The sequence below is a fragment of the Geobacillus sp. Manikaran-105 genome, from assembly GCF_002809955.1.
In the GTDB taxonomy this organism is placed as follows: Bacteria; Bacillota; Bacilli; order Bacillales; family Anoxybacillaceae; genus Geobacillus; species Geobacillus thermophilus.
This window is the reverse complement of sequence record NZ_PIJG01000032.1, coordinates 1-21,993: the sequence shown is the minus strand read 5'-3', so window position 1 is coordinate 21,993 and position 21,993 is coordinate 1. Positions and strand designations below refer to the sequence as shown.

14 protein-coding genes, 5 pseudogenes and 1 riboswitch are annotated in these 21,993 nt (G+C 52.1%); of the genes and pseudogenes, 7 read left to right on the top strand and 12 right to left on the bottom strand.

Annotated features, from left to right (window positions below):
- The first annotated feature begins 11 nt into the window (after window positions 1–11).
- The 5 genes and pseudogenes from CV945_RS10525 to CV945_RS10505 all read left to right on the top strand — a co-directional run.
- A complete protein-coding gene (locus CV945_RS10525; protein ID WP_050368189.1) occupies window positions 12–191 on the top strand; it encodes a type II toxin-antitoxin system antitoxin in 180 nt (59 codons plus the stop codon).
- A gap of 203 nt (window positions 192–394) precedes the next feature.
- Window positions 395–1,423, top strand: coding sequence for an XdhC family protein (locus tag CV945_RS10520; RefSeq protein ID WP_063329893.1), 1,029 nt, complete (start codon window positions 395–397; stop codon window positions 1,421–1,423).
- Window positions 1,420–2,053 (top strand): annotated as a pseudogene (locus tag CV945_RS10515) (NTP transferase domain-containing protein). Before CV945_RS10520 ends, CV945_RS10515 begins: the two are co-directional and overlap by 4 nt.
- A pseudogene (locus CV945_RS10510) lies at window positions 2,040–3,542 on the top strand (xanthine dehydrogenase family protein molybdopterin-binding subunit); the annotation flags it as partial. The pseudogenes CV945_RS10515 and CV945_RS10510, both read left to right, overlap by 14 nt.
- A 54-nt stretch (window positions 3,543–3,596) precedes the next feature.
- Window positions 3,597–3,968, top strand: a pseudogene (locus CV945_RS10505) ((2Fe-2S)-binding protein); the annotation flags it as partial.
- A 227-nt stretch (window positions 3,969–4,195) separates the two neighbouring features.
- Here the strand turns inward: CV945_RS10505 and CV945_RS10500 are convergent.
- The 5 genes from CV945_RS10500 to thiC all read right to left on the bottom strand — a co-directional run bounded on the left by CV945_RS10500 (window position 4,196) and on the right by thiC (window position 12,297).
- A complete protein-coding gene (locus CV945_RS10500; protein WP_033009544.1) occupies window positions 4,196–5,356 on the bottom strand; it encodes a saccharopine dehydrogenase family protein in 1,161 nt (386 codons plus the stop codon).
- Window positions 5,357–5,513: 157 nt separating this feature from the next.
- Complete coding sequence (locus tag CV945_RS10495) at window positions 5,514–6,995, bottom strand: aldehyde dehydrogenase family protein (protein WP_100659719.1); 1,482 nt, start codon at window positions 6,993–6,995, stop codon at window positions 5,514–5,516.
- Window positions 6,996–7,065: 70 nt separating this feature from the next.
- A complete protein-coding gene (locus tag CV945_RS10490) occupies window positions 7,066–8,721 on the bottom strand; it encodes a thiamine pyrophosphate-binding protein (RefSeq protein WP_100659718.1) in 1,656 nt (551 codons plus the stop codon).
- Window positions 8,718–9,896 carry an aminotransferase class I/II-fold pyridoxal phosphate-dependent enzyme gene (locus CV945_RS10485; protein WP_157807521.1) on the bottom strand — a complete coding sequence of 393 codons (1,179 nt, stop codon included), beginning with the start codon at window positions 9,894–9,896 and terminating at the stop codon, window positions 8,718–8,720. The genes CV945_RS10490 and CV945_RS10485 overlap by 4 nt, the downstream gene beginning before the upstream one ends.
- 712 nt (window positions 9,897–10,608) lie before the next feature.
- Window positions 10,609–12,297: a phosphomethylpyrimidine synthase ThiC gene (gene thiC / locus CV945_RS10475; RefSeq protein WP_100659716.1), complete on the bottom strand. Its 1,689-nt coding sequence runs from the start codon at window positions 12,295–12,297 to the stop codon at window positions 10,609–10,611.
- Here thiC and CV945_RS17075 point away from each other — a divergent pair.
- Entirely contained in the window at window positions 12,275–12,433 is a 159-nt protein-coding gene (locus tag CV945_RS17075) for a hypothetical protein (RefSeq protein WP_155266780.1), read from the top strand. The two genes, thiC and CV945_RS17075, sit on opposite strands and share 23 nt — an antisense overlap.
- A gap of 18 nt (window positions 12,434–12,451) precedes the next feature.
- Window positions 12,452–12,565, bottom strand: a riboswitch (TPP riboswitch).
- Window positions 12,566–12,700: 135 nt separating this feature from the next.
- On the opposite strand, the gene CV945_RS10470 is transcribed toward CV945_RS17075, so the two are convergent.
- From CV945_RS10470 to CV945_RS10450, 5 genes and pseudogenes are all read right to left on the bottom strand, one after another.
- Window positions 12,701–13,954 (bottom strand): methyl-accepting chemotaxis protein, encoded by a 1,254-nt coding sequence (locus CV945_RS10470; protein WP_100659715.1) that lies wholly within the window; start codon window positions 13,952–13,954, stop codon window positions 12,701–12,703.
- 270 nt (window positions 13,955–14,224) lie between these two features.
- Window positions 14,225–17,296 carry an efflux RND transporter permease subunit gene (locus CV945_RS10465; protein WP_033009537.1) on the bottom strand — a complete coding sequence of 1,024 codons (3,072 nt, stop codon included), beginning with the start codon at window positions 17,294–17,296 and terminating at the stop codon, window positions 14,225–14,227.
- Between the two features lie 151 nt (window positions 17,297–17,447).
- Window positions 17,448–18,897: pseudogene (locus tag CV945_RS10460) on the bottom strand (UDP-glucose dehydrogenase family protein).
- Window positions 18,898–19,302: 405 nt separating this feature from the next.
- Window positions 19,303–19,947, bottom strand: a complete 645-nt coding sequence (locus CV945_RS10455) for an Rpn family recombination-promoting nuclease/putative transposase (RefSeq protein ID WP_232722078.1) — start codon at window positions 19,945–19,947, stop codon at window positions 19,303–19,305.
- A gap of 192 nt (window positions 19,948–20,139) precedes the next feature.
- Window positions 20,140–20,382: an N-acetylmuramoyl-L-alanine amidase family protein gene (locus tag CV945_RS10450; RefSeq protein WP_050368184.1), complete on the bottom strand. Its 243-nt coding sequence runs from the start codon at window positions 20,380–20,382 to the stop codon at window positions 20,140–20,142.
- 112 nt (window positions 20,383–20,494) lie between these two features.
- Between CV945_RS10450 and CV945_RS10445 the strand changes: the two genes are divergently transcribed.
- Complete coding sequence (locus tag CV945_RS10445) at window positions 20,495–21,373, top strand: IS982 family transposase (RefSeq protein ID WP_050368183.1); 879 nt, start codon at window positions 20,495–20,497, stop codon at window positions 21,371–21,373.
- A gap of 158 nt (window positions 21,374–21,531) precedes the next feature.
- Here the strand turns inward: CV945_RS10445 and CV945_RS17070 are convergent, their stop codons facing one another.
- Together CV945_RS17070 and CV945_RS10440 are read right to left on the bottom strand one after the other, a co-directional pair.
- Window positions 21,532–21,687 (bottom strand): hypothetical protein, encoded by a 156-nt coding sequence (locus tag CV945_RS17070; protein WP_155116435.1) that lies wholly within the window; start codon window positions 21,685–21,687, stop codon window positions 21,532–21,534.
- A gap of 154 nt (window positions 21,688–21,841) precedes the next feature.
- Window positions 21,842–21,991: pseudogene (locus CV945_RS10440) on the bottom strand (terminase gpP N-terminus-related DNA-binding protein); the annotation flags it as partial.
- Window positions 21,992–21,993: the final 2 nt, after the last annotated feature.

The following is a 21,993-nucleotide window of genomic DNA, read 5'->3' as shown; positions in this document are numbered from 1 at the left end:
TGTGGAGTGCGATGACAAAGAAAAAACAATTTCCCCTGCGCATTGACCATGAATTATATGCCGCGCTCGAACAATGGGCGCAGGACGAGTTTCGCAGCGTCAACGCCCAGATCGAGTATTTGCTGCGGGAGGCGGCAAAGCGGGCCGGACGGCTCGGAAAAGGAAAAACAGATCAACAACAAGGAAGCTAGCCGATGACGGCTGGCTTCTTTTGTTTTTCAGTCATGGGCATTTGTTACAGAAATATAACGATAGCAGAGCCTTTTTTGAAAGGGGGCGAACCGATGCCGCATCCGCTGCCGCCGCTTACGGCCATTGCGAAAGTTGATGCATCATCCCACCGCGCTTTCAACAGCTCGGCCGCCTTTGGCGCAATGCGAAAGGAGGATGAGCCATGGAGAGTTACCATGCTGTGCTCGAGGCGATCGCCGCCGCGCCGGTCGACGGTGTGTTAGCCATCATCATCAGTGTGGAAGGCTCAGCCTACCAAAAAGAAGGGACGTGCATGTGGATTGGCGCCAACGGAGAAACAGTCGGGCTGCTGAGCGGCGGCTGCCTGGAAGAAGCAGCGGCAGCTTACGCGCGTGAGGTATTGGCGAACCGCCAGGCAGCCGCTGTTTCGTTTGACTTGCGGACTGAGGATGATTGGTCGTGGGGGCAGGGCGCCGGCTGCAACGGCCTCGTCCACATTTGGCTCGAGCCGGTCACAAGCGACGCAAAACTCGATTGGCTGGCGCTCAAGCGTTGCCTTGACCGCGGCGAACATGTACTGATGGTCCGAAGCATCATGTATCCAGACGAGCGGCCGTTTTTCCAAAGCGAAACAGGCGAACAATTCGGCGGTTGCCGTCGGACGCCGCATCGGGAATGGCGCGAATGGCTTCACAAAACGCCGTTTTATCAAGGGCGAAGCGGTTTGTACGAAGTGGACGGGGAAACATTTTACGTTCAGCACTTTTGGCCAAAACCTCGCCTTGTCGTATTCGGCGCCGGTCCGGACGCCCCGCCGCTCGTCTCAGCCGCCAAAGCCGCCGGGTTCTCCGTCACCGTAAGCGATTGGCGTCCAGCGTTTTGCCATCCATCCCATGTGTCCGACGCTGATGAATGGGTGGTTGGCTTTCCGCATGAAACGGTGCCAATGCTCCATTTGAATGAACGCGATTTTGTCATCGTGATGACCCACCAATTTGAACGCGACCGCGAACTCGTCTCGCTGCTGGCTGACAAACCGCTCGCCTACCTTGGCGTGCTCGGCCCGCGGCGGCGCACCGACCGCCTCTTTCCTTCCGGCTCCGCCCCGCCGTTTGTCCGTTCGCCGGTTGGGCTGTCCATCGGCGCGCGCAGCCCACATGAAATCGCCATCAGCATCACCGCCGAGCTGATCAGCGTGTTGCGCAGGCATGGAGCGGAGGCTGCCCAATGAAGGACATCACGATCGCCGCCATTTATTTAGCGGCCGGACAAAGCCGGCGGATGGGGGCCGATAAACGCGCCCTGCCATGGGGGGGATGGGACGCTTGGCACCGCCGGCCTGAAAGCGGCGCTTCGTTCCTGTCTAGCGCCTGTCATCGTCGTCATCCCCCCGTCCGATACGCTCGCCTGGCTTCCTGACGCGCTGCTAGGCAAATGCCGCCTTGTCCGTTGCGCCGCCTGTCACCGCGGCCTGGCTCATTCGCTGGCCTGCGGGTTGCGCCGAGCGATGGAGGAAAGAGCGGACGCCGCTGCTGTCTTATTGGCCGACCAGCCGTTCGTCACATCCGACACGATCAATGCGCTGGCCGGCCTTTATCGACGCCATCGTCCCGATTACGCCGCCTTCTCCTGCTCCGGTGTGCCGATGCCCCCAGTTATTTTTGGAAGCCCAATGTTTCCCGCTCTCTTGGCGCTGGACGGCGATGCCGGTGGGCGCACGCTCTTTCGCGATCCCCACTGGCATGGCCTTTTGTACGAAGGTGATGCGTCAACCGGTATTGACATCGACACAAAAGACGATTATGAACGCGCCACCATCTATCGAGAAGAAAAGGAGGGACGCCCCCATGGCCATCGGTAAAAGCATCATCCGCAAAGAAGCGTGGGATAAAGTGACCGGCCGGGCGAAGTATACGAACGATTTCAAAGAACAAGGAATGCTTCACGCTGCCTTGGTGACAAGCCCATACGCCCATGCGCGCATCCTCTCGCTGGATGCACGCCGCGCGCTCGCCGTCCACGGCGTCCATGCTGTTGTGACCGGCGAGGGGCTGCCGCTTACCGGTGAAGACATGCGCGATCGTCCGCCGATCGCCGTCGACAAAGTGCGCTACTATGGCGAAGTCGTCGCCGTCGTCGTAGCCGATACGCTCGCGCAAGCCGAACAAGCGGCCCGCCTCGTCCGCGTCGTTTACGAACCGCTTCCAGCCGTCGGCTCGCCGCGCGAGGCGTTGAAAGAAGGCGCTCCATTATTGCATGAACATCTCGACCGCTATGAAAAAAACAAAACGACTCATCCTGAGCCAGGGACAAACGTCGCCCACCGGACGAAAATCCGAAAAGGCAACATTGAACAAGGGTTTGCGGAAAGCGACGTCATCGTCGAAACAAGCGTATCGTTCGCCCCTTCCGATCATATCGCGATGGAAACACGCTGCGCCACGGCAGAAATTTGGCCGGACGGCATGATCCATATCTCTGCCTCTTCGCAGTCGCCGTTTATGATCAAAAAACTGCTCCATACGTACTTTGGCGAAGAAACCGGCAAAGTCATCGTCCATACGCCGCTTGTCGGCGGCGCCTACGGAGGAAAAGCGCCCGTCCAGCTTGAGTTGCTTGCCTACCTTGCCTCCAAAGCGGTCGGCGGCCGAAAAGTGAGCGTCTGGAACAACCGGGAATGCGACATGGTCACCTCCCCCGTTCATATCGGGTTGGAGGCAACCGTCAAAATCGGCGCGACAAAAGAGGGCTTGTTCAAGGCCATGGAAATCTTATTTCTATTTGACGGCGGGGCTTATTCCGACAAGGCGATCGATGTCAGCCGCGCCGCAGCCGTCGATTGCACCGGCCCATACCATGTCGAAAACGTCTTTTGTGATTCTTTGTGCGTCTATACGAATCGCCCGTACGCGACACCGTTTCGCAGTTTTGGCCATTGCGAGCAGGCATTTGCCGTCGAACGGGCCATTGATGAGTTGGCGAAGACGCTTCAACTTGACCCATGGGAGGTGCGGCGCAAAAACGCCATTCGCCCGGGCCACACGACGCCCACACAAGTGCGGCTCACGAAAAGCAACGTCGGCAACATGCCAGCCTGCCTTGACCGCCTGCGCGAGCTGATGCGCTGGGACGAATGGCAGTGCGTTGAGCTTGACGCCTATACCGTACGGGCCAAAGGCATCAGCGGCGGCTGGAAAACATCGACGATCGACACAGATGCTAGCTCGGGCGTCATCTTAACGTTCAACTCCGACGGCAGCGTCAACGTCATCTCCGGCGTCGTCGAAATCGGCACGGGCACGAAAACAGTGCTTGCGCAAATCATCGCCGCCCAGCTGCTTGAAGATATGCTTCGTGAGCTCGGAGACGGAGAAACCGTCTAAACAGGAGGTGAGCATGCGGACATGGAGGAAACGACAAAGCGGGAGCTTGTGCTGCACGTTAATAGAGAACGAAGATCGATCGTCACTCGCCAAGCCGAAACGCTGCTGTTTGTTTTGCGCGATGGGCTGGGGCTGACCGGAGCCAAGCCAGGCTGTTTGAACGGCGACTGCGGCGCCTGCACCGTCTTAGTCGACGGCACGCCGATCAAATCATGCATGATGCTGGCTATCGAAACGGTCGGCAAAGAAATCACCACGATCGAAGGGCTTGATGATGCCCCCATCCAGCACGCCTTCGTCCGCCACTTCGCCTTTCAGTGCGGCTATTGCACTCCTGGATTCATTATGAACGCCCACGCACTCATCGAGCGGCATCCGGGCGCGGATCGAGCTTGTCGCTTTTCTCTTTCTCGTCTGGCACAAACACGAACCGTCGGCGACGAAAACAGTCTGACCAACGACAAGGCCAAAACAGCACAACTTGACGCAAGCTGGAAGACCCGCTGGCTGGCATGGATCAGCGCCCGTTTTCACCTGAAAACGGGCGCTTCTTTATCGGCAGCCTGTTCGGGTTTCGCGCGGCTTCCCATCGGCTGCCTGTTCATTCGCTCCCTCTCCTTTTAGCAAGGGCGAATCGTTTGTTTCTCGCTAATCACGACCCCGCGCCTTTTCATTTCCTCAATATACACCTCTCCTGGCACGGCTTGCTCCGGCGGATAGACGCCGCGCTTTGTGATCACCCCGCGGCCGATGAGCTGGGCGACAGCGGAAATGGTGTAGGCCGTCGTGCGCGCCATCGCCGTCACCTTATTTTCGCGGTCATTAAACGTGACGGTCTCGTATTCCAATACCGTTTCCTTCCCGCCTTTTCGGCCGCCGACGATGACCCGAAGCAACACCACATCATCTTTCCCTTTCAAATCAAGCAGCGGCTTCAGGACGGAAAGCAGCACATCGCGCGGTTTGACTTTGCATCCATTGACCTCCACTTCCACATCGTGGCGCGTCAAGTTCAAATCGACGAGCAGCTTAAATTTTTCTGCATGGCCGCGGTAGCGGATCGTTTTGTACTCGAGCCGCTTCAAGTTCGGAAACGAGCGCGAGAGCGTCGACGTCCCGCCTGAGGTGTGAAACGCTTCAAGCGGCCCGAACCGGTCGAAATAAATCGGCTCGACTTCCGAAAGCGACGGCACTTCCTGCTTTTGGCCGTCGCGGATAATGAGAGACGGATCGGTGTAATGGTCAAGCAGCCCCTCGAGCGAAAACACATGGTTGTACTCGAGCGGCGGCTCAGGGCGGACGGGGATGCCGCCAACATACAGCAAGATGGATTCCACCTCATCGAGTTGACTCGCCCCATAGCCGGATAAAATGTTGATCATCCCCGGCGCGACGCCAAGATCCGGAATGATCGTCACCCCAGCGGCTTGGGCTTGTTCATGCAGCTCAAGCACCCGGTCGGTGATATGGCCGATATGGCCGCCTAAATCGACAGAATGGACGCCAGCTGCAATAGCTGTTTTCGCCACCGTTTCATTGAAGCGGTAAAACAAGGCATTGACGACGACATCATGCCCTTGCATGGCCGCTGCCAGTTGTTGCGGATCGCCGGCATCCACCCGCACAGCGGCAAGCTTTTCGGAATGAAGCTGCCGCACCGTCTGCTCCACTTTAGCCAAATCGACATCCGCCAGCGTCACCGCCTCAACATCTTGGCTTTGTACTAAATCGCGCGCCGCTTCTTTGCCCATCAGCCCCGCTCCAAGCACGAGCACTTTCATCGTTCTCTCCCCCTCTGTCACCGATTGTTTGCCATACGCTTACATGACAGCCGCTTTTTTCACATCGTTGCCGCGGCCGCCGCTTCGATTCACGATATAGGTTCCACGTTGATCTTCGCTTCTCTTTTGCCGGCCATGTTGCAAGCGACAGCCCGATTCAATCATCGGTATCGATTTGCGCCCGTTGCAGCTTGCCGCTGAAATCGACATAAATGCTCCGCCATTCGGTGAAGACGTCAAGCGCAGCGACGCCGGAGTCGCGGTGGCCGTTGCCCGTCCCTTTCGTGCCGCCAAACGGCAAATGAATTTCCGCCCCTGTCGTGCCGGCGTTGACATACACGATGCCGGTGTCCAAATCGCGCATCGCTCGGAATACATTGTTGACATCGCGGGTGAAAATGGCGCTTGACAGCCCATAATCGACGCTGTTGTTGACGGCGATCGCTTCGTCCAAACTGCGGACGGACATGATCGATACAACCGGGCCGAAAATTTCTTCGCGGGCGATGCGCATATTCGGCGTGACATCGGTGAAAATCGTCGGCGCGTAATAAAAGCCGCGCGCATAGTCGCCCTCGCGCAGTCGATGACCGCCAATCAGCAATTTCGCCCCTTCTTCTACACCAATGCGCACGTAGCGGTCGATTTTTTGCAGCGCCTCTTCATGGATGACGGGTCCGACTTTGACCGTTTCATCCAACCCGTTGCCGATTTTCAATGTTTTCACGGCTTCAAGCAGACGCCGCTCAAGCTCCTGTTTCACCCGCTCATGGACGATGACCCGGCTGCACGCCGTGCACCGCTGGCCTGATGTGCCGAACGCACTCCAGATGATGCCGTCAACCGCCAATGTCAAATCCGCATCATCCATCACAATGACGGCGTTTTTTCCTCCCATTTCAAGCGACACCTTTTTCAACAGCCGTCCGCATTTTTCCGCAATCATCCGCCCGACTTCATTCGATCCGGTAAATGAGATGACCTTGACATCCGGATGCTCGACGAGCGCATTGCCGACTGTCGGTCCGTCACCGTGGACCACATGAAACACTCCCGGAGGCAAGCCCGCTTCTTCAAAAATGCGAGCTAATTCCTGCGCCATGATCGGTGTCTCGGGCGCGGGCTTCCATACGACCGCATTGCCGGCCACAATCGCGGGGAACGACTTCCACGTTGCGATGGCAATCGGAAAGTTCCAAGGAGTGATGATGCCGACAACCCCCACCGGCACGCGGACGCTCATCGCAAACTTGTCTTTCAGTTCAGACGGCGTCGTATCGCCGAACAACCGCCGCCCTTCCCCCGCCATGTAAAACGCCATATCAATGCCTTCCTGCACTTCGCCGCGCGCTTCCTCGATCACCTTGCCCATTTCCATCGTCAACAGCCGGGCCAACTGTTCTTTCCGCTCCTTTAGCAGCATCCCAACTTTATACAAGATTTCCGCGCGTTTCGGCGCCGGCACGAGGGCCCACTGTTTTTGCGCTTCTTTGGCTGCCTGAACCGCTTCATCGATATCGTTTGGCCCGGACATCGCCACCTCGGCAATCGTTTCCCCCGTCGCCGGATTGATCACCGGCGCAAATTGCCCGGTGCTTGGCTCCTTCCATTCTCCATTGATATAGTTTTGGATTTTCACTGTATACTCCCCCCATTTTTCTAGATGATTTATTGAGATAATTTATACATTGAACGCCGAGCGATGATCGTCAGGACTTCCTCTTGGCCCGCAAGTCTTGGATCGTTGCCGCCACCGAAATGTGGTTCGGATCGGTCAACACTTCAATCACCGTCGGCTTCTTGGCTTCAAGCGCCAACAGAAGCGCTTCCGTGAACTGTTGTTCCGTCTGTACTTGGAACCCGCGGCCGTTTAGGCATTCTGCCAAACGGGCAAACGACACGCGGCCTAAATCGGTGCCGATGACCCGCCCCGGAAACTGCAATTCTTGATGCATGCGGATGGTGCCGTACATATGATTGTTAAACACAATGCTGATGATCGGAATATCGTATCGAGCGGCCGTTTCCAACTCCTGCACCGTCATCATAAAGCCGCCATCCCCGGATAAAGAAACGACGGTCCGGTCGGGAAAGGCCAGTTTCGCGCCAATGGCGGCCGGCATGCCATATCCCATCGCTCCTGACGTCGGGCCGATGTACGTGTGCCCATCCCCAAACGGGAAAAAAGCATGGAGCCAACCGGCGAAATTCCCCGCATCGTTCGTAATGACCGCATTTTTTGGCAAATGGCGCGCCAAACTTGCCATCACAGCTTCATAGAGATTGCGATGTTCCACCGGCAGCCTGGCTGTTTGTTCGTACCGTTTCCTCCGTTCAGCCGCCCATTCTTGCCAAGACGGCCGCACCGCGAGATCGAGCAAACGGGACAGCACTTCCTGACAGTCAGCCCAAACCGCGAGATCCGGTGCATACACTTTTCCGAGCCCATCGCTGTCAATATCGATGTGAATCAGCGTCTGATTGGGAGAGAGCAAACGGTAATCTTGTGTCGTTACTTCCGATAGCCGCGTTCCCAATGCCATCACCACATCCGCCTGCTCGGCCGTTTCGATGACCGCTTTGGGCGACCCTAGACCTAGGTGTCCGACATAGCACGGATGGTTGTGGGGAAACACGTCATGCCGCCGGAACGCCGCCATGACCGGAAGTGCATACTTTTCCGCCCATAAGCGCAGCAGCTGCTCCGCTCCCGACCATTTGACGCCGCCGCCAGCAATCACGAGCGGCCGTTTGGCGCGCTTCAGAATCTCTTCAATGTGCTGTATATCTTCTTGCCTTGGTGCCGGCTTCGGCACATCGGTCTCGGCTATCACTGCTTCCGCTATCGTTTTGGAAAAGACATCTTCTGGCAGTGAAACGACGACGGGGCCGGGCCGCCCTGTTTTCGCGGTGCGAAACGCCCTTTGCACCAGCTCTGGCACCCGCTCGGCTTCGCGAATTTCGACCGCCCATTTGGCGATCGGACGAAAAAACGCTTCCATATCGACTTCCTGAAATCCTTCACGCCCTAGGAAGCGGCTGTTCACTTGCCCCAAAAACACGACCATCGGAGTGGAATCTTGCCTCGCGGTATGGACGCCAATCGCCAAATTCGCTCCGCCGACCGCCCTTGTAGCCAGCACGACGCCGCACTTTTGCGACGCTTTCGCATACCCTTCCGCCATAAAGGAAGCACCCCCTTCATGGCGGGCGGAGATGAACTCGATGGATGGCTCATCATAGATGGCATCAAGGAGGGGCAAATAACTTTCCCCCGGCACACCAAACACATAACGGATTTGTTCCTGTTTGAAACATTCGACGATGGCTTGAGCCACCGTGATGTGACGCATCGTTCGCTTCATGGCGCCGATTCCTCCCAATTCACTTGCTTCCATCGTTCAACGGCTTGCTCTAGACGCTCGAGCGGCGCTGACAGCGATACGCGGACATATCCTTCCCCTGCGGGTCCAAACGCTGTTCCCGGTGTGACGATGACTCCCGCTTCTTCGAGCAGTTTGGCGGCAAATCGTTCGGATGAGTATCCGTCATAGACCGGGATCCACAAGAAAAAGGTCGCTTTCGGCCGCTGCACGTCGATGCCCAGTTCTCGGAGTTTCTCGACCATCCTATTCATGCGTTGTTCATAAATGCGGCTATTTTCTCGAATAAACGTCTGTCCGTTCATCAAAGCGGCCACCGCCGCCTTCTGGATCGGAATAAACTGGCACGTATCCGTGTTGCTCTTGATCACCGAAAGCGCCCGAATCATGTCCCGGTTTCCGACCACGTATCCGATGCGGCAGCCGGCCATGTTATAGCTTTTGGACAACGATCCAAATTCCACCGCCACTTCCTTTGCCCCGTCCACCTGCAAAATGCTCGGCGCTTGAAAACCGGCAAACGTCACGAACGAGTAGGCCGCATCATGAGCAATGAACATCCGGTGCCGACGGGCAAGTGAAACGGCTTCGGCCAATACATCCAAATCGACAGCGGCGGCCGTCGGATTGCTCGGATAATTGAGAAACATGATTTTCGCTTGGTCATAAACGGACGAGGGAAGCGCATCAAACCGAGGAATATAACCATGTTGCGCATCGAGCGGCAGCGATCGGCTCTGGCCGCGGGCAAAATGGACGGCCGTCCGGTAGACAGGATAGCCTGGATCAGGCACTAAGGCGAGCTCGCCGGGATTGAGAACGGCTTGCAGCAAATGGACGATTCCTTCTTTCGAGCCGATTAACGCCAACACCTCGGTCTCCGGATCGAGCTTGACGCCATATTCCCGTTCATAAAAACGCGCGACCGCTTCCTGATACTCCCTGCAGCCGCCATACGGCGAATACGTATAGTGTTCTGGCGCATCGAGCGCTTCTTTCAACGCTTCGATGATAAAGGAAGGGGGCGGCAAATCGGGGGCGCCGATCCCTAAATCAATGACATCGACCCCGAGCTTTAGCAGTTCTTCTTTTTTCTTCTGAAATCGGGAGAACAAATATGGCGGCATCGTCTGCACAATATCGGAAAATGTGTTCAATCCCATCCCTCCTCATGGCCCTTCGTTTCAGTTTATGCGCACGCCCATCCCCCTCATGCCCGTCTCACGTTCCAGAAGCAGCCTATAATATTAATGGCTTGCGCACATCAAGACATCATCAAAATCTTTTTTCTCGAATAGCAGGCTTTTTCACGAAGCTGCTAGAAGGCCGGTGATTTACTGGAACAACAGCTTACTGGAATCGCTTCTCAAGTAGAAAAAGCTTGTAGCATCGCCCCTATTTTCACACGTTCACCCATCGATCAAGGCAAACAGCGGTTTTTCACCAGCCTTCTGGAAAAACGCGATCCAACCATCTGAAACCCGGCCCTTTCGCCATAAAAAAAAGCGGCCGGCATCATCCACGGTTCGATGACGCAACTGGCCGCTGTCTATGGAAGCGAAGCGCCGGCGAAGGCGCCGCGATAGACTGCGCAGTTTTCCCCGCATGATCATTCTATGATTCAAAATTTGCACCTTATGCCATTATCATAATCCATCTGAAACGATTTGTAAATATATTTTTTGAAAATTATATATTTTAAAAACAATAAAGAACCACACCCATTTGCACAACAAACAAGAGGGGCGATGAACGTTCGCCCCCCTCCGCTGCTTCGATCAGCACTGAGCGCTTTCCAGCTCATGCTTTTTCCGTTGATCGAACTTCCATATCCTCTCCACCATGCCGAGCATCGCAGCCCGCTTCTTGTCATTGATACAGCGATGACCCTTGCCGAATAAATTGTTGCGCTTTTTCTTTCATCCCCTCCTCTTTGATTTTCCGTTGCAGTTCATGTGAAATGTTCATGGAACAAAATTTCGGCCCGCACATCGAACAAAAATGAGCCGTTTTCGCCGCCTCAGCCGGCAATGTTTCATCATGGTATTCGCGGGCCCGTTCCGGATCGAGGGATAAATTGAACTGATCGTTCCAACGAAACTCAAAGCGCGCTTTCGAGAGCGCATCGTCACGCTGCTGGGCGGCCGGATGCCCTTTCGCCAGATCAGCCGCATGGGCGGCGATTTTATAGGCCACGACCCCGGCGCGTACGTCCTCTTTATTCGGCAGCCCTAAATGCTCTTTCGGCGTTACGTAACAAAGCATCGCCGTTCCATAAGCGCCAATGATGGCGGCGCCAATCGCCGACGTGATGTGATCGTATCCCGGCGCGATGTCGGTGACAAGCGGCCCTAACGTATAAAACGGCGCTCCATGGCAAATGTCCTGTTCCCGCTCGACATTTTCGCGAATTTTATGCATCGGAATGTGGCCCGGCCCTTCGATCATCACCTGCACATCATGCTTCCAGGCGATTTTCGTCAGCTCGCCAAGCGTTTCCAGTTCGGCAAACTGCGCCTCATCGTTCGCATCGGCGATGGAGCCGGGGCGCAAGCCGTCGCCAAGGGAGATCGCGACATCGTATTGTTTCAAAATCTCGCAGATTTCTTCAAAATGCGTATACAAAAAGTTTTCTTCATGATGGGCCAAACACCATTGGGCGATGATCGAGCCGCCGCGCGAGACAATTCCGGTCGTCCGGTTGGCGGTGAGCGGAATGTAATGAAGCCGCACACCGGCGTGGATCGTCATGTAGTCGACTCCTTGTTCAGCCTGCTCGATGAGCGTCTCGCGGTACACGTCCCATGTCAGCTTCTCCGGCACCCCTCCTACCTTTTCGAGCGCCTGATAAATCGGCACCGTTCCCACGGGGACCGGCGAATTGCGGATGATGTACTCGCGCGTTTCATGAATGTGTTTGCCGGTCGATAAATCCATGACCGTATCGGCGCCCCAACGCACTGCCCAAAGCAATTTTTCCACTTCGTCTTCAATCGATGAAGAAACAGCCGAGTTGCCGATATTGGCATTAATTTTCACATGGAAACGACGTCCGATGATCATCGGTTCGCTCTCGGGGTGATTAATGTTCGCCGGAATGATCGCCCGTCCGGCCGCTACTTCCTGGCGAACGATTTCGGGGTCGATTCGTTCACGGATGGCGACGAACTCCATCTCTGGTGTGATGATTCCCCGTTTGGCATAATGCATTTGCGTTACGGTTTTTCCGGGCTTTGCCCTCAATGGACGGCGCACGAACGGCAGCGGGCGGACGCCGGCGGTCGCTGATGGCTTCACTTCTTCGACATCGCCGCGCTCAACAATCCAGTTGCGGCGAAGAGGCGGCAATCCTTTTTCGACGTCCGGCTCAAAATGAGGATCGGTGTATGGACCGGTTGTGTCATAGACGCGCACCGGCTCGTTTTCCACCGTTCCTTGCGGCGTTTTCGTCGGCGACAACACGATCTCTCTCATCGGCACGCGCACATCCTTGCGCGATCCTTCAATGTACACCTTGCGGCTAGCTGGAAATGACATGAACGAGCGGATGTTTTCCATGCGGCTTTCCTCCTTTGAAATGGTGGTTGAGACCTGCAGCCGCACCAGCAAAAGAGAGGCAAAAACGGGGGATATTTACGCAAAAACGGGTTCCGCAAAACGAACGGAACCCGATCAAGGCAAAAAGGCCAAATGAACAGCCTGTGCGTCCATCTGTTCCCGCTGCCTGCTTCCCTACGCTGGCATGACCCAGATCAGGTTCAAAGGGTCAAAGAACTTCATCGCGTTCTTTTCTCAGCCCGGCTCTCGGACTCCCCTAGCAGATGAGCGTATCACAATGATGACTGACTTTTTTTATTTTATCAGGCAATTGGCAAAGATGCAAACCATTTTATTCCAAACGTTGACTCCCACACGTCGTTTGAAAGCCCCTCTTTCTCGAAGAAAGCGTCCTTTTCCTTACTCACACAGAAAATTTCTTCAGCATTGCCCGCATCTCGTCCGCCATCTGACCGAGCGATGTCGACGAAGAGGCGATTTCCTCGACGGAAGCCATTTGTTCCTGCGTCGCTGCCGATACGTTGGCCGCACCGGACGCTGACTGTTCGACAATATTGGTCATCTGTTGGAGTGCGTCGTTCACTTGGCGGGCATGCTCCTTCATTTGCTCGATGGCGGATGAGACTTGTCCAATTTGTTGACTCACTTGGCTGACCTCCTCACGAATATGGGCGAATGATTGGCCGCATGCCGCCGCCACGTTCAATCCTTTCGCCACTTCGGCGATCACCTGTTCGGCAGACGCAACTGCCCGCTTCGTTTCTTCTTGAATGTAACCGATCAGCTCGGAAATTTGTTGCGCGGAGCGCGCGGATTGTTCTGCGAGCTTGCGCACTTCATCCGCGACAACCGCAAACCCTTTCCCTTGCTCGCCGGCGCGCGCCGCTTCGATCGCGGCATTGAGCGCCAACAAATTCGTCTGCGACGCAATGCCGGTGATCGCTTCCGTAATTTGTCCAATCTCATTCGAGCGCTCCCCGAGCCTTTGAACGACCTGGCCAAGCGCTTGAACGTGGTCGTAAATGAACTGCATTTGCTCGGACATTTGTCCGATTGACTGCTTGCCGTCCTCTGCTTTCGCCGACGTTTTCTCGGCGCGGTGCGCCACATCTTTCGTATGGCAAGCGACGTCGCTCAATGTTTGGGAAATATCATGCACGGACGCGGCGGTGGTGCGGACAGCATCGGCCTGTTCCTCCGCACTTGCCGCAAGCGTTTCCATCGTTGTCGCAATTTGCTCTGTCGCTTTCGTCGTCTGTTCAGCAACGGCGGCAAGCTGCTGAGAATATTGCGCTACTTCTTCGGCATGATGTTGGATTTGCCCCATCACACTTTGCCAAGCGTCTGCCATATCGTTTAACGACGCCGCAATCGGCCGCAGCTGCTGCACGCGATCAAGCGGTATGCGCACCGTCAAATCTCCGCCTGTCATCTTGCCTAAATGTTCGTTAATAACGGCAATCGGGGCAACAAACCGTCGATAGTTGAGCGTTGCCGAAACGAAGCCGAGCATCGCGCCAAACAGCACCATAGCAACAAGCGTCCACCAAAATGCCGCCCCGCGAATGCCGTTGACCAGGCATGTGGCCATGCCGATCGCCGCTGTGCCAGGAATGACAACGAACATTGTGCGAATGATATAAGTGCTTAACGACAATCCATTCTCCTCCTTTTTTCTAGATTTTCCGATTGTTCGATTCTGTTTTCCTTCATAACAAGTCATTTTGATAGAATGCAGCGGGCGTTCTACTGGATGTAAAACAAAGTTTCAACTTATATAGTAATGTCTCCGCTTTTTCTAAGCAAGTAGCACTTTGCGGAGTGCAAAACGGAAATGTATTACAATTCTTTCTTCATATAATATGAAATTCCTTTGTACGTTTCCATAAAAAACGACCTCCCAATCGAGGCTGGGAGATCGTTTTCTTTAACCGCTATGCTTCATTTTTCTCGTTTCCTTATCAAACAAACTGTATACGACAGGGATGACGAACAATGTCAAAAAGGTGCTGCTAATTAAGCCGCCGATGACGGTGATGGCCAATGGCTGGTTCATTTCCGCTCCTTCGCCAATGCCAAACGCCAGCGGCAGCAACCCTAAAATCGTTGTCAAGGCCGTCATCAAAATCGGACGGACGCGCAATTTCACCGATGTGACAATCGCATCGTAGCTCGCCAAACCTTTTTCTTTCATTTGATTAATGTAATCAACAATCACGATCGCGTTGTTGACGACGATACCCGCAAGCACGATGACGCCGATAATCGCCATAACGCTAACTGGCGTTTTCGTTGCCATTAAGCCAAGCGCGACACCGATGGCCATCAGCGGCACGGTGAACATAATGACAAACGGATATTTCAGCGATTCAAATTGCGCCGCCATGACAAGGTACACGAACGTAATCGCTAAGGCAAAGGCAAGCAGCAAATCACCCAACGCCGATTCTAACAATTCGCGGTCGCCGCCAAAGACGATTTCCGTCTCTTCCGGAAGATGCAATTTCGCGATTTCTTTATCGACAATCGCGGACATCTCCCCTAAATTCGTCGTGTTTTTGTATTTTAATGTAAACTGAACGGCGTATTGCTCATCGATGCGATGAATTTGAACCGGGCTTTTCCCGATCGTAATATCCGCAATGTCGCCAAGCGGAATAAACGTGCCGTCTTGCTTTTTGATCAGCAGTTTTTTCAAATTGTCGACCGAGTTTTTCACCGATTCGTCGTATTCGACGTTAACGTTGTACAAATTCGACTCTTTATCAAGCATGCGTGTCGCCGTCACACCGCGTGTCATATCGTTGACCATCGTCGCCACTTGCGCTGGAGTAAACCCTTGCGCGAGCGCTTTTTCGCGATCGACTTTGATTTGAATTTCGTCGACTGTTTCCGAAATATCGGTCGTCAGTTCGTTCACTTCATCGAGTTTGCTTAAGCGGTCGTATATTTTTTCCACCGCTTTTTCCAGCCGCGCTTCATTCGTATCTTTCACGCTGAACACAAGCGTATTCGGCGTACTTCCTGCAGTCGATTGCAAGTTGATCGATACTTCCGCCGTTTGATTCGCTTTTTTCGCTGCCTGTTCCATATCGTTCTTTATGTCATCGACAACGTCAAATACGGAACGGTCTCGCTCGTCCAAGTCTTTCATTTTCACATATATTTCAGCAACATTGCTTTGCGATGTACCGCGGAACGCCTGCTCCTGCGTCGAGCCGATTAAGCTGACATACGCATCAATTTCTTTTACTTTTTTCAACTCGTCTTCAATGGAAGAAACAACCTTTTCCGTTTCGCGGAGGGCGCTGCCGTTGGCAAGGTTGACGCGGATGGAGAAAAAGCCTTCATCCGTATTCGGCAAAAACTGCATGCCGACTTTCGTAACGCCAAATAACCCGAAAGCTAACGTACCGATCGCAAGCAACAACACAATGATCCGATGGCGCAGCGACCATCTCACTATCTTGTCCAGACCGACAAGCATGCGCGAAGACTGGCGTTTTTCCTCGATGTTTTCGCGAGGCGGTTTTAACCAGCGGCTCGCCAGCATCGGCACGACCGTCAATGCCACGAACAATGACGCAAGCAAGCTAAACGAAATCGTTAACGCAAATTCGGTAAACAAATCGCCGATTAATCCCGTAATGAAAATGACTGGTACAAACACGGCCACCGTTGTCAACGTGGACGCGGTGATCGCAGCGCCGACTTCTTTTACCCCGTCTCTTGCCGCTTGTTTCGGATCTTTCCCCATTGATAAATGGCGGTAAATATTTTCGATCACGACAATCGAGTTATCGACGAGCATTCCGATACCGAGCGCAAGACCGCCAAGCGTCATCATGTTTAACGTAAAATCAGCAAAATACATTAACACAAACGTCACGATGACCGAATACGGAATCGCGATGCCGATAATAAGCGGGCTTTTTGCACTGCGCAAGAATAAAAACAGCACCAGCATCGCGAATACTCCGCCAAGAACGAGCGACTGAAAAATGTTCTGAATCGTCCGCTGAATAAAATCGCCTTGGTCAAATAAAACATCCGCATGAACCGCCGAAAATTTTTTCGTATCCAACAATTCGTTCAAGCGTTTTTCGAACGCTTTCGACACTTCTGCTGTATTGGCATCCGCTTTTTGCAGCACGCTTAATAATACAGAAGGCTTCTCGTTCGTGCGCGTAATCGTATCTTCTTTTTCCGGCACAATCGCAATATCGGCGATATCTTGCAAACGAACTTTTTCGCCGTTGAGCGGATTCACCGTGACAACGAGCTGTTTTAACGTATCAATGGAGTCGATCGTGCTGATAATCCGGGTCGTTAACTGCTTATCATCGATCACGACCGTCTCGCCTGGAAGCGAAATATCGTTGGCGGAGATAAAGTTGGCAATATCTTGCTGGCTCAGCTTATACGTTTTTAATTTCTCCTGGTCCAACAGCACCCGCACGTTTTTCGTCAACGTGCCGGAAACATTCACACTGGCGACCCCTTCTACCTTCGTCAGCTCTGCTCGCAGCTGATCCGCTAATTGTTTTAAAAGTTCCTCGTTCCCTTTCTTCGATGTTAATGTTAGCTGAATAATCGGGAACTGTGACGGGTCAAACTTCAAAAACCGCGGCTTGTTGACATCATCCGGAAGCGCCGTCTGATCGATCCGCTGCAATACATCGTTTTGCACATCATCAATCGATGTCGACCACGAAAACTGCAGCAAAATCAAATTAGAACCTTCCTGCGATGTCGATGTGATCGACTTTAGCCCAGGCAATGTCGACAAATTCGCCTCCAGCGGCTTCGTGACTTTCTCAAGCACTTCCTTCGGTCCCGCCCCTGGATAGCTCGTTACGACCACCCCGACTGGCGGATTAATATCCGGGATCAGCTTCATCGGGATATTGAACAGCGACACTGCTCCTAAAATCAACACTAAAATCATCGAAACGAGCGTAAAAACCGGTCTTCGTATCGAAAAGTCACTGATTTTCATCGTCTTCCCCCTCTTATGTAAACAAAAAAGTTTTCTTCTATAAGCCGCATCCACCACTCCCATTCGCGCCGTCCTCATCCATGGCGGCGGATGGAGATGTAGACGCTTGTCCATCGATGCAAAGCGATCAATAACAGTACAACCTGTTTGCCTAGCGATTTAACACATCCTCGTGTTCACGCAGACGGTAGTGGTCTTCCGCTGGACACATCCGCTTCCGGCCGATCGATTCATAAATGATTCCTGCCTCGCGCGCGCTTTCTAGGCTGTAACAATTCCGGCCATCAAACACGAACGGCGTTTTCATTAAGTTCGCATATTGGCGGACATCAAATTGCCGGATTTCCGGCCACTCCGTGAAAATAAAACAAATATCTGCGTCCGTAATCGCCTCTTCGATCGTTGAACAATACGTGAGCTCCTGCGGGAATACGCGCTTTGCGTTTTCCATCCCAACCGGGTCCCACACTCTTACATTCGCGCCTTCCTCCAATAAGATCGCGATATTGGCGAGGGAAGGGGCCTCCCTGATATCGTCCGTTCCCGGCTTAAACGTAAGGCCTAACACCGCCACCTCCAGTCCGCGAAAATGGCTCACGTACGTTCTCGCCTTTTCGATCAATTTGACTTTTTGAGTTTCATTTACTTCCATCGCCGCTTGCACCGTTTTCAGCTCATAACCGTGACCGTCCGCAAGCCAGCGCAGCGCTTTCGTATCTTTCGGAAAACACGACCCGCCATAACCGATGCCAGCACGCAAAAAGCGGCTCCCGATTCGCGGATCCATTCCCATTCCTTTCGCGACGTCTTCGATATCGGCGCCCACCATTTCGCATACATTCGCGATTTCATTAATATACATTACATCCAGTAGAACGCCCGCTGCATTCTATCAAAATGACTTGTTATGAAGGAAAACAGAATCGAACAATCGGAAAATCTTTATTGCAACTTATATAGGATATTTTCAAGGCGAGAAAAACGTTGGATACGTATTTCACCATTTCCGCACTTTTCCGGTCTGTCACGACATAAGGAAGATAAAACGGATCGTACAGCTCTTTCATGACCTTCTCCGCATGCGGCGATTCCACGCCCAGCACAATTCTCGATGCATGCAGCATATCTTTGACTGCTGTCCCTTGCGATAAAAACTCGGGATTCGCGGCAACCTCAATGTGGACAGGGTGCTTCTGATGTTCATATATCCAACGTTCCACTTCATCGCTCGTACCGACGGGGACGGTAGATTTCACCGCCACCACACAGTCTTTTTCCGCTGTCTGGGCGATTTGCTTTGCCGCTTCCTACACATACCGCAAATTCACCGATCCATCCGGCTCTTCCGGAGTGCCAACAGCGATGATGATGACATCTGCCCGCCGATACGCTGCCGCATAATCGGTCGTAAACAGCAGCCGCTCACCATTTTTCCTTATTAACTCCTCCAACCCTGGCTCATAGATCGGCGGCTTCCCGCGCTGAAGCAGCCTCACTTTTTCCGCATCGACATCCACGCACACCACCTTGTGCCCCTTTTCCGCCAGACACGCGGCGGTGACAAGTCCTACATACCCCGCACCCGCTACGGCAACATCCATATTCGATCACACCTTTGATGGTTTACTCCGCTCGCAAATGCGATTCATGGCATATGGCCATCCAATAACCCATCATTTCTGCCAAACGCTCGCATTCGTCCATGATATTCTCATTCATATATGAAGTTATTATAACTGATAATGAACCTCTTTTGCATTTTCCGTGATTGTGTATGTAAGTGCAGATCCATCATATGGAATTCCATGTGAGTGTTCTAAAGGTTTATTCGATTTACCTATTTATGACGAAATTCATTGTTTTTTGTTGATTTTATTATAAGTTACTAATGTGCTTGATACTTCTAATTATTGAAAAAACAAAAAGGAGAGCCGTCCACTTCTGACTGTGGCAAGCTCTCCTTCTCTTTGGTAAAACTCGAAAAGGAACAATGCGCTACACCGGTACTATTTCATCCACTTTCGCACTTCCTCTTCGGTAAGGCCAGTGAGATCGGCGATGTCTTTCGCTGTCATTCCTTTTGCCGCCATATGGCGAATCATTTTCTTCCGTTCTTCCTCTCGTCCTTCTTCCCGCCCTTTCTTCAATCCTTCCTCTAGTCCTGCACGCCGCTCCCCAAGAAGATTGGAAAGCTGATCGCGCAGCCATTTTAAACGCATTTCATACGCATATCGGTTTTCCGGACTGACACTTAGCTTTTCCCATTCTTCTAACGCTTCGCGAATTTCTTGTTCATTCATCGCCCACTCCTCCAATTCGCTCCACATCGTTTCATCTAATCTGCTATCACGGCCGTCTACCACCGATAACATCATCAGCCACGGCACTTCTGCTGACTTTTTCATCTCCCGTCTATATTTCTTCCATTGTACCATAAACTGCGACAAATCAATCGCATGGAATTCGATATGAGCACTCCAAAGGAAATGTTCCTCATCTTCACGTAAATGAAACACGGTATGAAAACGGTCTGTTTCATGAGGAAATAAAGGGTAGTTGAGGATCGTAACCATAATGGTTGGAGGAAGTTCGGAATACACTTCTTCAACCAAAATCACTTTTTTGCGCTTGTAATGGTGTCGGTGATACACTCATCATACTTCCCGGCCATGCTCCTACTATCTCAAGTACCGGAAACGCAATCGACTTCTCCCCTCACCCTGACTGTTATACTATTTTAGCAATTTCCCAACCCCATATACGATTCTATTAGAACAATGTTGTCTCTTTGCTTCTAAAGATAGAAAAAGACAGGATACTCCCACACCCTGCCTTTTCGTTCATTATTCAAAATAATTGCGAAGCCCAGTGGAAATCGCGCTTGTCACTTCCTGCTGGTAACGATCTGTCGCAATGATGCTCGCTTCCGTCGGATTGCTCAAATATCCTAATTCTACTAGCACGGACGGAAGCTCGTTTTCGCGAATCACGTAATAATCTCCGAAACTCGCCCCGCGAAACGGAATCGACATCATGCGGGAAAACGGATGTTCCAGCGACAATGCAAGCAAATAGTCGGAAAACATATCATAGTAACCCGTGGTGCTAGATAAAACTCAGACAAGCATAAAAATAGCCCTTGCTGGCGGATCTCCAGTAGAATGAAAGTGTCACCCAACATTCGAAAGGAGAATCCCCATGCAAGAGCACTTTCATTTTACTACAGATCAAGCAAAGATTCAAAAACAATATACAGTCATTTTCTTTTTTGTTTCTGCCCAGCTGTCACAAATTCAATTCTATCTTCAACGTCGCAATCGTCATTTGGTGAAACAAGAAGATACGGTGATCATTGCTATTCATCTTTTAGGAAAGCTGCTTGGCTTCTCTTCCGAACGTGCATGGCATCGCTTTGTGACTGGGAACTTGTTTACGGATGGACATTTTCTCGAACGTTCTCGATACAATCGCCGTTGTCGAGCGCTGCGCTTTGCGATCAAATGGATCCGCCATGAACTGGCGAAACGCGGCCAACATCATGCCTATGCCGTGGTCGATAGCTTGCCGTTAGAGTTGTGCCATGCTGCGAGAATGCATCGTGTCAAACGGTTTCAAGGGATCGCCGACATCGGGTATTGCGCTTCAAAAAAGCAATGGTACTACGGGTTGAAACTGCACCTTCAAGTGACCGATCAAGGTTTGCCAATGGGATATGTGGTGACGGAAGCATCCTGCCACGATCGAATCGCAGCCGAAAGCGTGATGACCCAAATTCCTCATCCCTATAACCTCGGGGACAAAGGGTTCATTAGCCGTGACTTGCAAAAAAGGCTGTACGAAGAATACCAAATGGCGCTTTGGACTCCGTCTCGAAAAAACCAGAAACATCGCCCGTCCGAGGCATGGGAGAAGTGGATCCAACAAAAACGCAAAGTGATCGAGACGGTGTTCTCGGTTCTGGTTGACCAATACCGGATCACAGAGATTCGAGCGAATTCCATGATCGGATTTGAAGTAGCGCTCGACGGCATATTGTTAGCCTATTCGCTGGTCACACTAGGGCTAGTTGAGTTCTAACGCTCAACTAGCACCACGGGTATATAGGTGAATGATTATCGTTGTCGTAATGTAATATTAATTAGTTGAAAAACCAAGTTTGATTTATATAGCACCACGGGTTTTATGTTAGTAAATTTGCTCAAGTACAGATACGTAGGGAATTATCAATCAGAACTTTAATCTCTTTTGTTCTTTTCATTTAAAATTTTATCTATTTTTTCAGTTAATCTAGAGCTATCTATAGCTCTTCTAACTGCTGTTTCAATTATTACATATAAAATTAACCCTGAAAGAAGACACCAAAATATTAGTAACCCCAAAGATACTTTCACAATCTTCCCCCCAAAACAGATGTTTATCATATTATAACACATATATAAGTTGAAACTTTGTTTTACATCCAGTAGAACGCCCGCTGCATTCTATCAAAATGACTTGTTATGAAGAAAAACAGAATCGAACAATCGGAAAATCTTTATTGCAACTTATATAGTTATAAATAGTTTTCTTGGATCGACCAATAATCGTTGCGATTTCTTCTTTGGTATATCCCTGCAAATGAAGATAAATCGCTTGGTAGCGTTCATATGCTCGTTTACTTTTTGCTTCTTTCATGGCAGTGGACAACTTTTCGATCT

Coding starts and splice junctions, on each gene's coding strand:
- thiC (WP_100659716.1), bottom strand. CDS start 12,297: ATGGAAAACATCCGCTCGTTCATGTCATTTCCAGCTAGCCGCAAGGTG.
- CV945_RS10520 (WP_063329893.1), top strand. CDS start 395: ATGGAGAGTTACCATGCTGTGCTCGAGGCGATCGCCGCCGCGCCGGTC.
- CV945_RS10465 (WP_033009537.1), bottom strand. CDS start 17,296: ATGAAAATCAGTGACTTTTCGATACGAAGACCGGTTTTTACGCTCGTT.
- CV945_RS10445 (WP_050368183.1), top strand. CDS start 20,495: ATGCAAGAGCACTTTCATTTTACTACAGATCAAGCAAAGATTCAAAAA.
- CV945_RS10500 (WP_033009544.1), bottom strand. CDS start 5,356: ATGAAAGTGCTCGTGCTTGGAGCGGGGCTGATGGGCAAAGAAGCGGCG.
- CV945_RS10450 (WP_050368184.1), bottom strand. CDS start 20,382: ATGTTTTCCGACTATTTGCTTGCATTGTCGCTGGAACATCCGTTTTCC.
- CV945_RS10490 (WP_100659718.1), bottom strand. CDS start 8,721: ATGAAGCGAACGATGCGTCACATCACGGTGGCTCAAGCCATCGTCGAA.
- CV945_RS17075 (WP_155266780.1), top strand. CDS start 12,275: ATGAACGAGCGGATGTTTTCCATGCGGCTTTCCTCCTTTGAAATGGTG.
- CV945_RS10525 (WP_050368189.1), top strand. CDS start 12: ATGACAAAGAAAAAACAATTTCCCCTGCGCATTGACCATGAATTATAT.